The sequence below is a fragment of the Sphingomonas faeni genome (genome assembly GCF_040407565.1).
Lineage (GTDB): Bacteria > Pseudomonadota > Alphaproteobacteria > Sphingomonadales > Sphingomonadaceae > Sphingomonas > Sphingomonas faeni_F.
This window is the reverse complement of sequence record NZ_JAPZPR010000007.1, coordinates 136,371-151,814: the sequence shown is the minus strand read 5'-3', so window position 1 is coordinate 151,814 and position 15,444 is coordinate 136,371. Positions and strand designations below refer to the sequence as shown.

Annotated in this window: 21 protein-coding genes; 2 read left to right on the top strand and 19 right to left on the bottom strand. The window is 67.9% G+C overall.

What is annotated here, in order from left to right; all coding sequences use genetic code 11:
- Window positions 1-180: 180 nt before the first annotated feature.
- The 18 genes from O6Y00_RS15560 to O6Y00_RS15475 all read right to left on the bottom strand — a co-directional run bounded on the left by O6Y00_RS15560 (window position 181) and on the right by O6Y00_RS15475 (window position 13,725).
- Window positions 181-729, bottom strand: coding sequence for a tail tape measure protein (locus O6Y00_RS15560; protein WP_353443504.1), 549 nt, complete (start codon window positions 727-729; stop codon window positions 181-183).
- Window positions 722-913 carry a phage tail assembly chaperone gene (locus O6Y00_RS15555; RefSeq protein ID WP_187502562.1) on the bottom strand — a complete coding sequence of 64 codons (192 nt, stop codon included), beginning with the start codon at window positions 911-913 and terminating at the stop codon, window positions 722-724. The genes O6Y00_RS15560 and O6Y00_RS15555 overlap by 8 nt, the downstream gene beginning before the upstream one ends.
- Window positions 910-1,224, bottom strand: a complete 315-nt coding sequence (locus tag O6Y00_RS15550; RefSeq protein ID WP_353443502.1) for a gene transfer agent family protein — start codon at window positions 1,222-1,224, stop codon at window positions 910-912. The genes O6Y00_RS15555 and O6Y00_RS15550 overlap by 4 nt, the downstream gene beginning before the upstream one ends.
- Before the next feature lie 177 nt (window positions 1,225-1,401).
- Window positions 1,402-1,809 (bottom strand): phage tail protein, encoded by a 408-nt coding sequence (locus tag O6Y00_RS15545; RefSeq protein WP_353443501.1) that lies wholly within the window; start codon window positions 1,807-1,809, stop codon window positions 1,402-1,404.
- 26 nt (window positions 1,810-1,835) lie between these two features.
- Complete coding sequence (gene gp17 / locus O6Y00_RS15540) at window positions 1,836-2,207, bottom strand: tail completion protein gp17 (RefSeq protein ID WP_353443500.1); 372 nt, start codon at window positions 2,205-2,207, stop codon at window positions 1,836-1,838.
- An 8-nt stretch (window positions 2,208-2,215) separates the two neighbouring features.
- A complete protein-coding gene (locus O6Y00_RS15535; RefSeq protein WP_353443498.1) occupies window positions 2,216-2,764 on the bottom strand; it encodes a head-tail connector protein in 549 nt (182 codons plus the stop codon).
- 168 nt (window positions 2,765-2,932) lie between these two features.
- Complete coding sequence (locus O6Y00_RS15530; protein WP_353443497.1) at window positions 2,933-3,934, bottom strand: phage major capsid protein; 1,002 nt, start codon at window positions 3,932-3,934, stop codon at window positions 2,933-2,935.
- 204 nt (window positions 3,935-4,138) lie between these two features.
- Window positions 4,139-4,525 carry an HK97 family phage prohead protease gene (locus O6Y00_RS15525; protein WP_353443496.1) on the bottom strand — a complete coding sequence of 129 codons (387 nt, stop codon included), beginning with the start codon at window positions 4,523-4,525 and terminating at the stop codon, window positions 4,139-4,141.
- Window positions 4,513-4,818, bottom strand: coding sequence for a DUF6127 family protein (locus O6Y00_RS15520; protein WP_183129183.1), 306 nt, complete (start codon window positions 4,816-4,818; stop codon window positions 4,513-4,515). The genes O6Y00_RS15525 and O6Y00_RS15520 overlap by 13 nt, the downstream gene beginning before the upstream one ends.
- Complete coding sequence (locus tag O6Y00_RS15515; RefSeq protein WP_353443495.1) at window positions 4,818-5,939, bottom strand: phage portal protein; 1,122 nt, start codon at window positions 5,937-5,939, stop codon at window positions 4,818-4,820. Before O6Y00_RS15515 ends, O6Y00_RS15520 begins: the two co-directional genes overlap by 1 nt.
- A gap of 180 nt (window positions 5,940-6,119) precedes the next feature.
- The gene (locus O6Y00_RS15510; protein WP_353443494.1) at window positions 6,120-7,460 is read right to left on the bottom strand and encodes a DNA-packaging protein; all 1,341 of its coding nucleotides are present in this window, start codon (window positions 7,458-7,460) and stop codon (window positions 6,120-6,122) included.
- Complete coding sequence (locus O6Y00_RS15505; protein WP_353443493.1) at window positions 7,457-8,068, bottom strand: hypothetical protein; 612 nt, start codon at window positions 8,066-8,068, stop codon at window positions 7,457-7,459. The genes O6Y00_RS15510 and O6Y00_RS15505 overlap by 4 nt, the downstream gene beginning before the upstream one ends.
- A gap of 199 nt (window positions 8,069-8,267) precedes the next feature.
- Entirely contained in the window at window positions 8,268-9,023 is a 756-nt protein-coding gene (locus O6Y00_RS15500; protein WP_353443492.1) for an HPP family protein, read from the bottom strand.
- 368 nt (window positions 9,024-9,391) lie between these two features.
- Window positions 9,392-10,459, bottom strand: a complete 1,068-nt coding sequence (locus O6Y00_RS15495) for a 5-(carboxyamino)imidazole ribonucleotide synthase (RefSeq protein WP_353443490.1) — start codon at window positions 10,457-10,459, stop codon at window positions 9,392-9,394.
- Window positions 10,460-10,470: 11 nt separating this feature from the next.
- A complete protein-coding gene (purE, locus tag O6Y00_RS15490) occupies window positions 10,471-10,926 on the bottom strand; it encodes a 5-(carboxyamino)imidazole ribonucleotide mutase (protein WP_353443663.1) in 456 nt (151 codons plus the stop codon).
- Window positions 10,927-11,140: 214 nt separating this feature from the next.
- Window positions 11,141-11,827 carry a 2,3-diphosphoglycerate-dependent phosphoglycerate mutase gene (gene gpmA, locus O6Y00_RS15485; RefSeq protein WP_353443488.1) on the bottom strand — a complete coding sequence of 229 codons (687 nt, stop codon included), beginning with the start codon at window positions 11,825-11,827 and terminating at the stop codon, window positions 11,141-11,143.
- A 132-nt stretch (window positions 11,828-11,959) separates the two neighbouring features.
- Window positions 11,960-13,081: a M14 family metallopeptidase gene (locus tag O6Y00_RS15480; RefSeq protein ID WP_353443487.1), complete on the bottom strand. Its 1,122-nt coding sequence runs from the start codon at window positions 13,079-13,081 to the stop codon at window positions 11,960-11,962.
- A gap of 29 nt (window positions 13,082-13,110) precedes the next feature.
- Window positions 13,111-13,725 (bottom strand): DUF4136 domain-containing protein, encoded by a 615-nt coding sequence (locus tag O6Y00_RS15475; RefSeq protein WP_353443486.1) that lies wholly within the window; start codon window positions 13,723-13,725, stop codon window positions 13,111-13,113.
- Window positions 13,726-13,892: 167 nt separating this feature from the next.
- Between O6Y00_RS15475 and ykgO the strand changes: the two genes are divergently transcribed.
- On the top strand, window positions 13,893-14,018 hold the full coding sequence (ykgO, locus tag O6Y00_RS15470; protein WP_003046794.1) for a type B 50S ribosomal protein L36: 126 nt from the start codon (window positions 13,893-13,895) through the stop codon (window positions 14,016-14,018).
- A gap of 4 nt (window positions 14,019-14,022) precedes the next feature.
- Window positions 14,023-14,649 carry an HAD family hydrolase gene (locus O6Y00_RS15465; protein ID WP_353443662.1) on the top strand — a complete coding sequence of 209 codons (627 nt, stop codon included), beginning with the start codon at window positions 14,023-14,025 and terminating at the stop codon, window positions 14,647-14,649.
- A gap of 83 nt (window positions 14,650-14,732) precedes the next feature.
- Here the strand turns inward: O6Y00_RS15465 and O6Y00_RS15460 are convergent, their stop codons facing one another.
- Window positions 14,733-15,335, bottom strand: a complete 603-nt coding sequence (locus O6Y00_RS15460; RefSeq protein WP_353443485.1) for a L,D-transpeptidase family protein — start codon at window positions 15,333-15,335, stop codon at window positions 14,733-14,735.
- Window positions 15,336-15,444: the final 109 nt, after the last annotated feature.

Genomic DNA, 15,444 nt, shown 5'->3' with positions numbered 1-15,444 from the left:
GGGAGGGGCCCGCGCGCCCTTGCGCGTGGGAGGGTGAGGGGCGTTAGGCACGCGCCTCTCCCTCCCACCCACTCCGTCACCCAGGGCTTGTTCCGGGGTCCACGGCGCCGCGAAACAACGGCCGATGATCAAGCCCAACGGTGGATGCCGGAACAAGCCCGGCATGACGAGGCCGCGGCTCTATTCCAACGCCAAGGCCGCCTTCACCGCCCGAGCCACCTGCCGGCTCGACTGCGCCAACACCCCAGGCGCACTCCCCCCGGCAGCATTCACCGTGATAGCCACCCGCACCTCACGCACGCCACCACCAGAACCAACCTCGACCCGCCCGCTGGTCGTGGGCACGAACACCTCCGCCCCCCGCTCGCCAACCACATAAGCGCGCCCCGGAGAAACCGGCCCGCCAGTCGCCCGCCCAGGCAACCCGCCAACCAGCCCCGCCAGCGCCCCACTCAAACCCCCACCACTCAACACCGACTGCACCCCAGCCTTCAAAGCCGCCGAGGCGATCGCATCCAGCGCCGACAGCGCGACCCCCTTCAGCTCCTCGAACCCCAATTTCCCCGACCGAACCGCGCGCAACAGCCCTGCCTCGACCCGCAGCGAAGCCCGCTCGGCGCCGCTCCCCAGCACGCTTTCCAACTCGTCCCGCATCGCCGCGACATCGCGCGCAAACCCGGTCGTCCCCACCCGCACGCTCAGCAGCGCCGGCTCCAGATCGTCATCCATCAGGAAAAGCCCCCCTCAACCGCGCGATCGTCGAAGCATCCGGCGGCGTTTGCACATCGCCCACCAAAGCCCCGACAACCCCCGCCAACTCCGCCGGCGTAGCCCGCCAGAACACCTCCGGCGCCCAACCCAACACCGCGCCAGCAAAGCCAGCCAACCGCGCCGCGCTATCGGAGAACGTCACTTCCCCGCCAGGATCTGCCGCAACAGCCCCCGCAAAACCGGCGTCACCGCCGCCAGCCCCGCCTCGACGACAGCCTCCCCCAACCGCTCCCGCGTAACCCCCTCGGGACACTCGCGCAGGCAATGCCAGAACAGCCCCACCATCTCCCCGATCCCGAGCTTGCCCTCCGCCGCGCGCTCCACCAGCGCGAACAAAGGCCCCAACTCGCTTTCGGCGGCCACAAGCGCAGCAAAGCTAGGCCGAAGCACAAGCACCTCCCCCCCAACCCGAAGAGCCCCCTCCCCCCGAACCGGATTCGCCAAATCACCCATGATAAGTCTCCGAAAAGAGAACCCTCGCCCCTCCGGGGAGAGGGAGGGGCCCGCGCGCCCTTGCGCGTGGGAGGGAGAGGGGAGTGAGGCTAAGGACCCAAATCCCAACCGCCCCTCACCCTCCCGTCGCCTACGGCTCCTCCTTCCCTCTCCCCAAAGTGGAGAGGGACAGCAGTTTCACCCCACAACAACAGCCCCGGAACTCTCAAGGCTAAGCGTATAAGACCGCTCCCCATTGAAATCCCCGGCATAGTCCAGCCGAGACACCAGGAACTTCCCCGTCATCGTATCCCCGCCTTCGAACGCCAGCCGATAATCATCGAGCACGCCGGTCAGCGCGCTAGCCTTCACCCGCAACTCGGCGACAGACCCGGTAAAAACCCCAGCCCCCGAAACCGAAACACTCCGAACCCCAGCCCCCGACAGCAACTGCCGCCACCCGCCAGAGTCCTTCGTGGTAACAACGATAGCCTCCCCAATCACCGACATCTGCGTCGTCCGCAGCCCCGCCACCGTCGCGTAGACCACCGGCACCGCCCCGTTCCCCACCTTCAGCAGGAACGCACTTCCCTTCTCCACCGCCATGTCGATCTCCCCCAAAACCGTGCCACTCAGCTCTCGCGGTACATCCGCACCAGAAACTCCGACGTCCCCCGCCACCTATCCCCGACCCGCAGCACCCGAGACCGCACCAGCGCCAGCCGAACCACCCGCCACCCCTCACCCAGATCAGGCGGCAGCGCCTCCAACCCCTCCTCCGCCGCCGCCAGCAGAGCCCGCGCCCGAACCGGCCGCTCCCCCCCATCGAACAGCGTCAGCAGAACGCGCCCCTCGCGCCCGACCCAGGTCTTCGTGCTCCAGTCCGACAGCACCGGCCCATCGACCACCGCATAGGGCAGCCCCCCGCGCACCGGCGGCGCATCGAACACGCTAACGTCCAGCACCGCATTCAGCCGAGCGACGACGGCAGCTTGCAAAACCACCCGCGCACTCACGAATGCACCACGGGGCCAAGCCGCATCCGCCGATAAGGCCGCCACAAAGCCGCCACCGCCGCCGGCGGCGCCACATCGCTCTCCCGGTGATCGAACAGATGCGCGACCAGCATCGCCACCCCCTGCGCGATCGGCGCCGGCACCGCCTCGAAGCTCAGCGCGAGCCCAGCCGAATACGCCACCGCCACACGGCCAGCAGACGCCGGGGCGAGAACCCGAACCCACCCGACCCCATCCGCATCGATATCGACCGCATACGCCCCGACCGCCAACATGAACGGCGCCCCCTCGCCAGGCAACCCGGTCAACCCTGAGATCACGGTGACGGGCGCGACCAACAACCGCCGCCACCCCGCCGCACTGGTCACCACATCCTCGAACGGCCGCACGATCACCGCCGCCCCCAGGAAAGCCTCCCCCAGCAGCAACGCCGTCGACGCCAACCGCGAGAGCACCAAATCCTCCCCCGTCTCCACCCGCAACAAAGCCCTAGCCGCGACGACCACCTCAGCGATCACCCCGGCAGAAATCGCCGACCCCGTCATAACGATGTCTCCAAAACTTCCCTCGCCCCTCCGGGGAGAGGGAGGGGCCCGCGCGCCCTTTGCGCGTGGGAGGGAGAGGGGAGTGAGGCTAAGGACGTGAATCCCAACCGCCCCTCACCCCCCCGTCGCAAGTGCTCCTTCCCTCTCCCCGACGAGGAGAGGGACAGCTCAAGCCACCGAGAACTTCATCAGCTTGATAGCCTCGGAATTCGTCACGCACCCACCGACCCGCTTGGTCGCGTAGAAATTGACGAAAGGCTTGTTCGAATACGGATCGCGCAGGATCCCAGTCTCCGTCCGCTCGGCAATGATGTACCCAGCCCGGAAATTCCCGAACGCGATCGCCAGAGCATTGGCCGCGATATCCGGCATGTCCTCGGCCTCCACCACCGGATACCCCAGCAGCGTAGCCGGCACCCCAGCCGCCAGGCTCGGCGCCCAGACGAACGCCCCATCCGTCGTCTTGAACTTCCGGATTCGCGCCAGAGTCGCCGCATTCATCACGAAGCTAGCCCCCTGCCGATAAGGCCCCCGCAAAGACTGAACCAGATCGATCAACCGCTCCTGCGGATTCGCCGAAAAGTCGCCCGCCGTCCCGCTCGCCAGATACTGCAAGGTCCCGAAAGCCCGAACCCCATCCGCCGTCGCCGCCGTCGCTGAGGTCAGGAACCCCTTAGGCCGCGACACGCCCGAGCCAGACACGAAAGCCGCCCCCTCGGCCTTCGCAAACTCCATCGCGATCTCGCCCGCCAGCCACTCCTCGACATCGAAAGCGGCGTCATCGAGCATCGCCTGGCTAGCCGAAGGATTGGCATACAGCTCCCCCGTAGGCGGCGCGATCTCCACGAAAACCGGCGAAGCCGTCTCCGGCCGAGCCGCATTCTCCGCCGCCCACCCCGAAGGCGTACCCCCGGTCGTAACCAACTTGCGATACCCAGCCGACCCCACCTTCACCACATTGGCGATCGCCCGGATCGGCGAAATCCCCTTCAGCAAAGTATCGATCTGGGCATCGATCTCCCGCGGCACCGCAAACCCGCCGGCATCCCCCGTAACCCCGGTAAAAGCCTTCATCTCCAGCGTAGCGCCAGTCCGAACGAACCCCGCAAACGCCGCATTCTGCGCCAAGGGGGAAGCCCCCGCCAAAACCGGCCGGTCAACAACACTCATGTCCATCTCCTCGCATGAAACGAAAAAAGGCGCCCCGCAGGACGCCTCATGAAAAAGTCTTCGATCCTCCCCCGCCAGGGGGAGGTGGCTGGCGCTTGCCAGACGGAGGGGGAGGCACGCGAAACGTCTGTTCCGTGTCCTCCCCCTCCGTCGCCTCCGGCGCCACCTCCCCCTGGTGGGGGAGGATGAAACAGCGCATCCGACCTAGACCGTGTCGACCACCTCGACCCGCGCCAAAGCCTGCATCGGCACCGCCACCAGACTAACCTCCACCAGATCGACGGACAGCAACTCCCGCCGCCCCCCCTGCCGCACGGACGTCGCCCGATACCCCACCGACAACCCGGCCACCGCCCCAGCCCGCACCAACCGAGCCAGCGCCGGATCCGCAACCACCCCCTCGACCCGCAACCCCCGAGCATCCTCCGCAACGACGGACAAGAACCCAACCGCCACACCCCGATGCTGCCACAACAAGGGCACCACGCGAGCTTCGGAAAAAGCCCCCCGCCGCATCACATCCCCCGCCCGATCGACAACATCGAACACCGCCGCATACCCCGCGAACGCCACCGGGCTCACTTCAACCACGCGGCAAACCCCAGCTTAACCGCCAGCCCCGCCAACATCAGCGCCATCGCCAGCCGAGCGATCCACCCCACCACCGCCTTCCAAACCGACCGTTTCGCATCCCGCCAGGCCGCCAGCAGCTCGCGCAACTCCGCCACATCCTCCCGAGCCCGCTCATCACTCAACGCCACCCGCGCCAAAGCCCGAGCCGCCCCCAGCTCCCCCGCCTCCTCCACGATCGCCCGCAACGTCACCAGGTCGACACCGCGTTCAGCCCCCTGCCGCATCAACTGCGCCAACACCGCCCCGTCCATCACGCCACCTCCTGAATCTGCAACATCGCCCGCTTCTCCGCATCGCTGAGAAACGAAGCCCCGCTCACCATCCCCCAAAGCCGCTCGCGGTCCTCGACCAGCGCCGGCACCCGGTCGAGATCGATCGAAATCGCCGCCCCCGCGAACCACCCGGTCAACCCCTGCGCGATGCCCGTCAGCACCGCCGACGCGATCGGCAGCACCCCGACCCGCCACAAAGCGCGGTTCGCCTCGCGGTAATTGGCGTAGCTATTATCCCCCGGCAGCCCGAGCAGCATCGGCGGCACCCCGAACGCCAGCGCGATCTCGCGCGCCGCCGCCGCCTTCGTCCCGACGAAATCCATGTCGGCGGGCGACAGACTCAACGCCTGCCACCTGAGCCCGCCCTCGAGCAGCATCGGCCGCCCCGCATTCCCGGCGCCGGAGAACGACTCCTCCAGCTCCCCCTTCAACCGCGCGAACTGCTCCCCCGACAACGCCGTGCCGTCCCCGGGATCGAACACGAGAGCCCCCGAAGGCCGCGCCGCATTGTCCAGCAAAGCCTTGTTCCACCGCGCCGCCGCATTGTGGATCGCCACGGCCCCGGACGCCGCGCCAAGACACCCCAGCCCATAATGGTCGTCGACCGGGTTGAAGCTCTTCAGGTGGATCACCTCGGGCCGCACCGGATCCGCCTGCAGCCGCGTCAACCGCTCGCCGACCCGGTAGCGGTAGGCCGCCGGCCACCCGCTCGCATCCGCCTCGACCGCGACCCGCTCGGGCCGCAGCGCGAACAGCTCCGCCGCGCCGCCATCGACATCGCGCAGCACCTGCACATACGCATTGCCGTGCAACAGCATCTGCGCAGCCACCGTCTCGATCAGCGACTGCCCCCCGGACCGCGCCGTCACCAGCGCGAGCAACGCAGGGTCCGACGCGATCAACGGCGCCGAGCCCACCCCCTCGACGACCAGCTTCACCGCCCGCTGGACGATCGGATTGCGCAGATACCCATCGCGCACCTGCGCCTCGTACGACTGCGGCGCGTCCCCGAAAGCGCCCTGAAACCCCGGCGTGCTGAGCGCACGCGACAACACCGGCCGCGATTCCTCGCGCCCGGATTTCCACCCGAACAATTTCATGATGTTCTCCTGAAATTCCACCCTGTTTTCCGACGCCGAACACGATCCTCCCCCGCCAGGGGGGGGTGGCGCCGAAGGCGACGGATGGGGAGGATACGGAACGGAGGTTAGCGCGTGCCGCCCCCTCCGTCTGGCAAGTGCCAGCCACCTCCCCCTTACGGGGGAGGATCAAGAAGACGCCTAGAGCACCCGCACCGAAACCCGCCGCACCGGCCCCAGCAGCAACTCGGTCATCGCCCACACAAGGGCATCCGCGCGATCCGGCGATCGCCCCGGCCCCTCATACCCGCCACCCGCGATCAGCCCGCAAAGCTCGTCTTCCAGGTCCGGAAACGCGCCGACATGCCAGGCACCCCCGCGTTCGTACAACGCCGCCACCGGCTCGGCCCGCGCCACCTTGCCCTTCGACGCATGCACCAGCCGGACCGGCATCGCCCGATCCGCGCCCAACAGCACGCTCTCGACCATCTTCCCCCCCTGGTTGGCCTCCGCGATCACCCGGTCCGCGCCATGCCGCGCCGTGCACTCAGCCACCGCCCGCGCCCACCCCTCGGGACTGGCCCCGGATACGCTCGCATCTTCCAGCACATACCCGAACCCGTCGATCCCTAGCGCCACCGCGACGATCCCGCAGGCATCCCCCGGCCCCCCCGACACGCTCCCGGCGGGCGGATCCACGCCGACGACGACCCGCGTCAACGCCGGCGCGAAGGCAACCCGCCGCGATTCCATCAGCACGCGTGTCCACAAGGCGCCGGCGACATCCTCGATCATCTCGCCGTCCAGCTCCTGCCGCCCCAGTCGCGTCCCCGCGTAACTGGCCGTCATCGCCGCCACGAAGCTCGCCGGAAGATGCGGATTGTCGCACGTCCGCCCGTGCGTCTCGACCAGGTCCGGCAGCGCCATCACCCGGCGCATCAGCGCGATCGGCCGCGGCGTCGTCGTCACCAGCACGCGCGGCGTCTCGCCGAGCCGCAATCCCATCATCAGATTGTCCCAGGTCGCGTCGCCGTAGCGCCACTTCGCCAGTTCGTCGCACCACGCCCAGCCATGCTCGGGCCCGCGCAGCGATTCGGGCGCCTCCGCCGAATACGCATAGGCCTTCGCCCCGCTCGCGAAATGCAACTCGCCCACCGCGCCGCGCCACACCGTGTTCTCGTCGTCGCGCGCCACCGTCATCAGCCCGCTTTCGCCCTCGATCATCACCCGCCGCACGTCGTCGAGCGTCGCCCCGACCAGTGCGATCCGCGCGTTCGGATCCGCCCGCGCGATCTGGCACACCCATTCGGCTCCCGCCCGCGTCTTGCCGAAGCCGCGCCCCGCCCGGATCAGCCAGATCCGCCAGTCGCCCTCGGGGGGATATTGCCCCTCATGCGCCCAGTGCCGCCACCGATCGCGCAGCTCGTTGCGCTGGCCGATCGTCAGCTTCCGGACGAGGTTGCCCCGGTGCGCGACCGGCAGCGACGCGAGTTCCGCGACCACATCGCGAACGGGCGCAGCGGCCTTTCCGGCGCGCGTCATGACCGGGCCCTACGCTGCGCGAGCGAATCGAGCAGCTTGGCCAGGACGGCATCGGTCTCCGTGGACGGCGCGCGGTGGACCTGGTTCTTCTTGCGACCGCGCGCCTGGTCCGCACGATGCTGGTTGAGCATCGCCAGCGCGAACTGGATCGCCGTCACGCTCGACAGCTGGACCAGCCCCGCACCCGGCACCGCCTGCCCCCGCCCGTCCGGTGTTACGCCCGGATCTCCGCCGTTTTCGGCAACCGGCTGGACGTCTGCGATATGCACCGGCACCGCGTCGCCCTCGCCGACCGGCTCGCCACCGATCGACGCCAGCGCGGTCGCCAGCAGCAGCTGCTCGAGCCGCTCATAGCCCTGGACCAGCGCCGCCTGCCACCGCGCGGCGAACGCCGGGTCGTGCGCCCGCCGGTTATACGCGCCGCCCACCGACATCCCGACCACCGCGGCCGACGACGTCACGTTGCCGGTCATCGCCAGTTCGCCGAGAAACCGCGCCTGCGTCTTGTCGTCCCACGTCCGAGCCCGCGCGATGCGGACCTGGAGCGGGCGGTTGCTGCTCCCGGCAATGGTCGTCCCGCGTGTCTTGCCAGACTGCGACTGCGCCATCGTGCCCCCTTTCCCGATCGGTCCCATATCGTCCCCGGCCATCCCGCCAGAACGCCAAAAGGCCGGCAACGCCCGGGTTTCGAACCCGATCGTCCCGGCCTTCCCCTCGGGCCTACCAACCCGACCCGCAATTCTGCAGCGTTCCTGTTATGTACCAAACGAGCGTGACGATGTCAAGCAGTTTAACCGATCTGGTTCGCTATGAGGCGGTTGCTGCCCGTGGCCTGGCCTCGCGCTCCACCCGCAGCGCTGCATGGCGCTCGGCCCCTGCAAGCAGCGCGTCGAGGTCTTCCCGGCTGATGTCGAAGCTCTCGTGCATGTCCGCCAGCGCCGCATCGATATCGGTCTCGTGCAGCCCCATCCGAGCGGGTGTGTCGCCCAATTTGGTGTCCAGCGTGGCGCCCGGCGTGACGGCGTCCGCCGCCGGCGTCCCGACCGCGATACCGGGAACGTGCGGATAGCGTCGGCGGGTCGAGCGGTGAATCAGCACCGCGATTGCCACCAGCACCACCGAGTTGAGCCCGACCGGGACGAACGCGAAGCCATAGCCCGCCGCATGGATCGCCGGCCCGCCGATCACCGCGGTCAGTGCGGCCGCCCCGCCCGGCGGATGCAGGCAGCGCAGCACCGACATCAGCAGGATCGCACCGCCGACCGCGATCCCGGCGGCGATCGCCGTGTTCGGGATCAGAATGGACGCCGTCACCCCGACCAGCGTCGACAGGATGTTGCCGCCGATCACCGGCCAGGGTTGCGCCAGCGGGCTCGACGGCACCGCGAACACCAGCACCGCCGATGCTCCCAGCGGCGCGACGATGATCGGCAGATCGGTCGCGCCGAGCGGCACCATCGCGCACAGGATGATCGTCGCCGCGATGGCGATCGCCGCGCCGATACAGGCGACGAGCCGCTCCGCGAGCGTCGCGCCAGCCAGGATGGGTTTGAACAGCGGCACGATCGCAAGGCCTGAACGGAGGACGGGTGCCCGCGTCTGGCGGTTCGTCCCTGCCCGCGCAACCTGCTTCGCCTACCGGGTCCAGCATCCGGGCATTCTGTTCCAGGTTGAGCCTCTCGACCTCACCCGCCCCCGACCCCGATGCCGACGCCGATGCCGGAACGCCGAAAGGGCAGCCCCCCATGGCGACCGCGCCGATCCTCCTTCGGCACGCCGCGTCGGAGGCGGATCGACGTCCGGTTGCCCAGGCCCTTAGCAGTACAGCCCGCACGGCGGATGCCGCCTTCCGCCGTCCAGCATCAGACGGGTCGATCAGTGCGCCAGCCTCGCGGGTTGGGGCCGGCGACACACTGCCGTTGCCGTCGTCCCTAGCGGACGATCCGGGTGACGTGGCCCATTTTCCGCCCCGGTCGCGCGGTGCCCTTGCCGTAGAGATGCAGATGCGCGCCGGGCTCGGCGAGCAGTTCGGGCCACCGATCGGCGTCGTCACCGATCAGATTCTCCATCGCCGCCTCGCGCCCGGTCAGCGTCGTCGCGCCGAGCGGCAGGCCGCAGATCGCGCGGATGTGGTTTTCGAACTGCGAGCATTCGGCGCCTTCGATCGTCCAATGCCCCGAATTGTGCACGCGCGGCGCCATCTCGTTGAACACCGGGCCGTCCGCGCCGACGAAGAACTCGCAGGCCAGCACGCCGACATAGTCGAGCTCGGCCGCGATCCGCTCGGCCAGCGCGGCGGCTTCGTCCGCCTGGGCCAATACGGCGGCGGGTGCGGGGACGGTGGAATGGCGCAGGATCGCGTCGCGGTGGACGTTGAGCGGCGGATCGTAGCGCGCGATGCCCCCGTCATGGCCGCGCGCGATCAGGATCGAGAACTCGTGCTCGAAGGGCACGAACGCTTCGAGAACCGCCGGCCCGCCGATCGTCTCCCACGCGGCCTGCGCGCCGGCGGGCGTGTCGATCTTGACCTGCCCCTTGCCGTCATAGCCGAACCGCGCGGTCTTGAGCACGGCGGGGGTGCCGACCGTCGCCAGCCCGGCCATCAGGCTGTCGAGGCTGTCGACCGCCGCCCACGCCGCCGGCCGCCCGCCGACGCTTTCCACGAAACGCTTCTCGCCGATCCGCTCCTGCGCCACCCGCAACGCACGCGGGCTCGGGTGGACGGGCACCCGTTCGGCGAGCCATTCGACGGGTTGTGCGGCGATGTTCTCGAACTCGTAGGTGATCACGTCGCAGGCGTCGGCGAAGTCGGCGAGGACGATGCGGTTGTGATAGTCGGCGCGCGTCATCGTCGAGGCGGACTGCGCCGCCACGCTCTCCTGGTCGGGCGCGAGCACGTGCGTGTGATAGCCGAGCTGTGCCGCGGCGGTCGCGAGCATGCGGCCGAGCTGGCCGCCGCCGAGGATGCCGATGGTCGATCCGGGGGGAAGCGGGGTCATGCCGTCGTCTTTCAGATAGGGTCGGTGGCGACGCCGTCGGTCTGCGCCGCGCGCCAGGCCTTCAGGCGCTCGGCGAGCGCATCGTCCGACGTCGCGAGGATCGCCGCGGCGAGCAGGCCGGCGTTGATCGCGCCCGGCTTGCCGATCGCCAGCGTGCCGACCGGGATGCCGCCGGGCATCTGGACGATCGAGAGCAGGCTATCCATGCCCTTGAGCGCCTTCGATTCGACGGGCACGCCGAGTACCGGGAGATGCGTCATCGACGCCGCCATGCCGGGCAGATGCGCTGCGCCGCCCGCACCGGCGATGATGACCTTCAGCCCGCGATCGGCGGCGCTGGTCGCATAGTCGTAGAGGCGCTGCGGGGTGCGGTGCGCGGAGACGACCTTCGTATCATAGGCGACGCCGAGCGTATCGAGCGTCTCCGCGGCGTGGCGCATCGTCTCCCAATCGGAAGTGCTGCCCATGATGATGCCGACTAGAGCCACGATCGCCCCCTGATTCAAGGAGCGCCGTGCCTAGCGACGTGGGGGGAATTGGGCAATGTTGTTGGTGCACTGCTCCCCTCCCGGGAAGGGAGGGGTTGGGGGTGGGTTGGCTAATTGGGATCCGGAGCGCTCGCCAATTGGCCGACCCACCCCCGGCCCCTCCCTTCCAGGGAGGGGGGAGCAAGGGACGGCGTCAGCGCTCGCTCAGATAATACCGGTCCGTCGCGTTCAGCTCCGCATCCAGCTCATACACGATCGGCTGGCCGGTCGGGATCTCCAGCCCGGTGATCTCGTCGTCGGGGATGTTCGACAGATGCTTCACCAGCGCACGGAGCGAGTTGCCATGCGCAGAAATCAGCACGCGCTGACCGTCCTTGAGCGCGGGGGCGATCCGCTCGTCCCAGTACGGGAGGACGCGAGCGATGGTGTCCTTGAGGCTCTCGGTCCTGGGGATCGCGATGCCGTCGTAACGCCGGTCCTTCGACAGGTCGAATTCGCTGCCGTCGTCGAGCACGGGCGGCGGGACGTCGAAGCTACGGCGCCAGATATGGACCTGCGCATCGCCGTGCTTCGCCGCGGTCTCGGCCTTGTCGAGCCCAGTAAGCCCGCCATAATGCCGCTCGTTGAGACGCCATTCCTTCTCGACCGGAAGCCACAGCCGCCCCATCGCCTCCAGCGCGATGTTGAGCGTCTTGATCGCCCGCGTCTGGAGGCTGACGAAGGTCTGGTCAAAGTCGAGGCCCTTGGCCGCCATCAGCTCGCCCGCCGCCTTGGCCTCGGCCTCGCCCTTGGCGGTCATGTCGACGTCCCACCAGCCGGTGAAGCGGTTCTCGAGGTTCCAGGTGGACTGGCCGTGGCGGATCAGGACTAGGGTCGGCATTCGGGCTCCTGGGGTGGCGCGGGTTGGTATCAACAACTATCCGTCATCCTGACGAAAGTCAGGACCCAGAGCCAAGAACGACGGCGTCCTGTTATCCTGGGTCCTGACTTTCGTCAGGATGACGAGATGAGTTCAGATGTCGTCGATCATGCCGGCGAGCGTCTCCAGCATCGCATGCGCGAGCTGTTTCGAGCGCTCCGGCGACCAGCCGAACTCAAGATCGGCGTTGGCGTCGTGATCCTTGAACGGCATCTCCAGCGTCATCGACACCGCGCCGAAACGCTCGGCGAGCTGGTTGGTCGACATCGACAGGTTCGCCGAGCCCGGTGCGGACTTGGGATAGCCCTTCTCGGTCTGGAAATCAGGCGTGTGCGCCGCGAGCCGCCGGCCGTATTCGTAGAATTTCTCACCGTGCGCGTCGGTCCAGGATGGGATGCCTTCGAAGCCGGCGATGAAGTTCGCAGGGATCGCCTCGTCGCCGTGGATGTCCATCGCGACGTCGACGCCGGTCAGATCCATCGCATTGCGGACGCACAGGACTTCCGGGCTCTTCTCCGGCGTCGGCGTGTGCCATTCGCGATTGAGGTTCACGCCGACCGCATTGGTGCGCAGATGACCGCGACGCGTCCCGTCCGGATTCATGTTGGGGACGACGTTGAAGGTCGCCTTCGCCAGCAGGTCCGCCGTGATCAGGTCGGCCGGATCGGTCAGCCGCTCCAGCGCGCCTTCCATCCACCATTCGGTCATCGCTTCGCCGGGGTGCTGGCGACCGTAGATCCAGACCTGCTTGGGCCCCGAGCCGATCGTGAAGCAATCGATTGCCTGCCCGTCAAGCGACTGGCCGAGTTCGCGGTGCGTGACGCCCGGCAACAGCGCGGTGCGCGCCACCAGAGCCTCGTGCATTTCCATCGTGTAGGGCGCGAAATAGGCGAACCAGGCGAGATCGGTATCGGCGGTAAAGTCGAACTCGAGCACGCCACCCTCATAGCGCGTCTCAATCATGCGCCACGCCTGCCGATCGGTGCTGGCGCGCGTCTTGTAGCCCGGCCAGCCGAACGGATAGGCCGACTTGCCCGCGTTCAGGATGCGGTAGGTCAGCGTGCGGCCAGCCGCCCCCGCCACGCGGAAGTAAAACCACTGGAAGAAATCGGACTGGAAATCGGTGACGATCTCCAGGTCGATTCGGTCTCCCTCGACGGCGACAACACGGATGTTGCCGCCATCGAAGGCTGCGTTGATGGCGACGGGGCTCATGGTGTTTGCGTTCGTTTCTCTTGGGACGTTCATTTCACCTGGATAGTGCGACCGGACTCACCGGGGAACCCCATGAACAGCGCCCGCGCCAGCTTCCCGGCCTGGATATCGGTCGTCGCGTCGGCCTTGCTAGCATCGGCGAAGGTCTGCGCGCGGCCTTCCCAGACCGGCGACTGGTCGGCGCTGCGCTTGATCGTCACCGACAGTTCGGACACCAGGATCGCGGTGCGCCCACCGCCACCGATCGGGAAGCCGACGCCGCCGCCGAGCCCGACGCCGCCACCACCACGACCGCCGCTGAAGCCGCCGCCACCGAGGCCGATGCTGAACGGCGCCGGCTTGGGCGGCCCTGCCTGCGTCGTCCGCGTGAAGGCGACGGTCGCGACCAGCAAAGGCTTCGCGCCCGGCGTCGGCACGCTGTAGCCAGCCTTGAGCAGCTCACCCTGCACCGCGGCGGCATAGGTCTTGAACTCGAGGCTGGCGGGACCGCCGCCGGTGAGCGGCTGGACCGCGATGGTGCCGCGGTCGATCGGCTCGCCGAGATGATAGCGCAGCACCTCGGTGGGCGGCAGCGACGGGCCCGTCGCGCACGCAGTCAGGGATGCGCCGGCCAGCGCGAGAACCAGGATCGAACGAACCGCCATCGGGACTTCCTCAGTATGTTGCGCTAGGGTAACGCTCGGACCAGCCGTGTAGGTTCCCGGATGGGAGCACGGTTGGGACGCGCGTCCGTTGCTTGACTTGGACACACCCCGCCATTAGGCGATCCCGTCTTTCCGCACACCTAGAATTGAAAAGAAGCGAATCGATCATGAAGATCCGCAATTCCCTGAAGTCGCTCAAGGATCGCCACCGGGACAACCGCGTGATCCGTCGTCGTGGCCGTACCTACGTCATCAACAAGACCAACCGTCGCTTCAAGGCACGCCAGGGCTAAACCCCTGAAGACCGCCGTCATTTTCGACGTCGGTCGTGTTCTTTACGACTGGGATCCCCGGATCCTGTACGAGCGCCTGATCGACGACGATCGGGTGCTCGACGCGTTCCTGCGTGACGTCGTGACGATCGACTGGCACTTCCAGCACGATGCTGGGCGCAACTTCGCCGATACCTCGGCGGAGCTTGCCGCGCTGCATCCTCAGCACGCCGCGCTGATCGCCTTATGGGGCCCGCGCTTCATCGAGAGCATCGGTGCGGGCATCGCCGGCATGCGCGAGATCGTCGAAGAGCTCGATTCGGCGGGCGTGCCGCTGTTCGCGATCACCAACTTCAGCCACGAGTTCTGGCCACCCTTCCGCGCGCGTGAAGCCGCGCTGTTCGACCGGTTCCGCGATGTGGTGGTGTCGGGCGAGGAGAAGCTGGTGAAGCCGGATGCGGCGATCTACCGGCTTGCGCTCGACCGATTCGGCGTGGCGGCGGAAGACGTGGTGTTCGTCGACGACAACGCCGCGAACGTCGCGGGCGCGCAGGCATTGGGAATCGAATCGGTGCTGTTCACAAATGCCGCCGATTTTCGCGCGCGGCTCGTCGAGCTGGGGCTCCCGATCGCCCAACACCCGTCATCCTGACGAAAGTCAGGATCCAGAGCCACTAGCGTCGAAGTTCGTTACTCTGGATTCTGACTTTCGTCAGAATGACGGGGTGGCGTCGCTTACTGCTCCAGCGAGACCGACTGCCGCAAGTTCGCCACCGCAGTCTCCTGATCCGCAACCGGTGCTTCCGGGGCCATCCCGCCCTCGAAATCGTCCGTCACCGTCACGGTCGTCCCCAGCGTCGTCACCCCGAACAACTGCTTCGCAAAACCGAGCGGTACGCGGATGCAGCCATGCGACGCGGGGAAACCCGGGTTCCGCCCGGCATGGATCGCAATGCCATCCCAGGTCAGTCGCTGCATGAACGGCATCGACGCATCGTCGTACAGGCTCGACTTGTGGACCGCGTTCTTCTGGAGGATCGGATAGGTCCCGAGCGGCGTGTCCTTGCCATCCTTGCCCGACGAGATTGTGGTCGCCGCGATCATCACCGACCCGCGATAGACGAACGCGCGCTGTTCCAGCAGGCTGACGACGATGCTGACTGGCTCGCTCGAGCCGTTGTCCTTCCAGACGAACTGGTTGGGCGAGAGTTCGGTCGCGGCCTGCTCGATCGGCATCGCTGCGATGGCAACGGCCGATGCGGCCTGCGCGGGAGATGTCCCTGCGAACAGCGCGGATGCGAGTCCGATTGCCGCAACAGTCCGCATCATCCTGGTCATCGTTCCGCCCGTTCTCGAATCCCGATATCTCCGCTCAACGCGCGATTCTGCGAATCGTGCCGTCGGGCACGCGAGTCGACGAACCGACCCCAAGCCGGGGTAGTCAGAG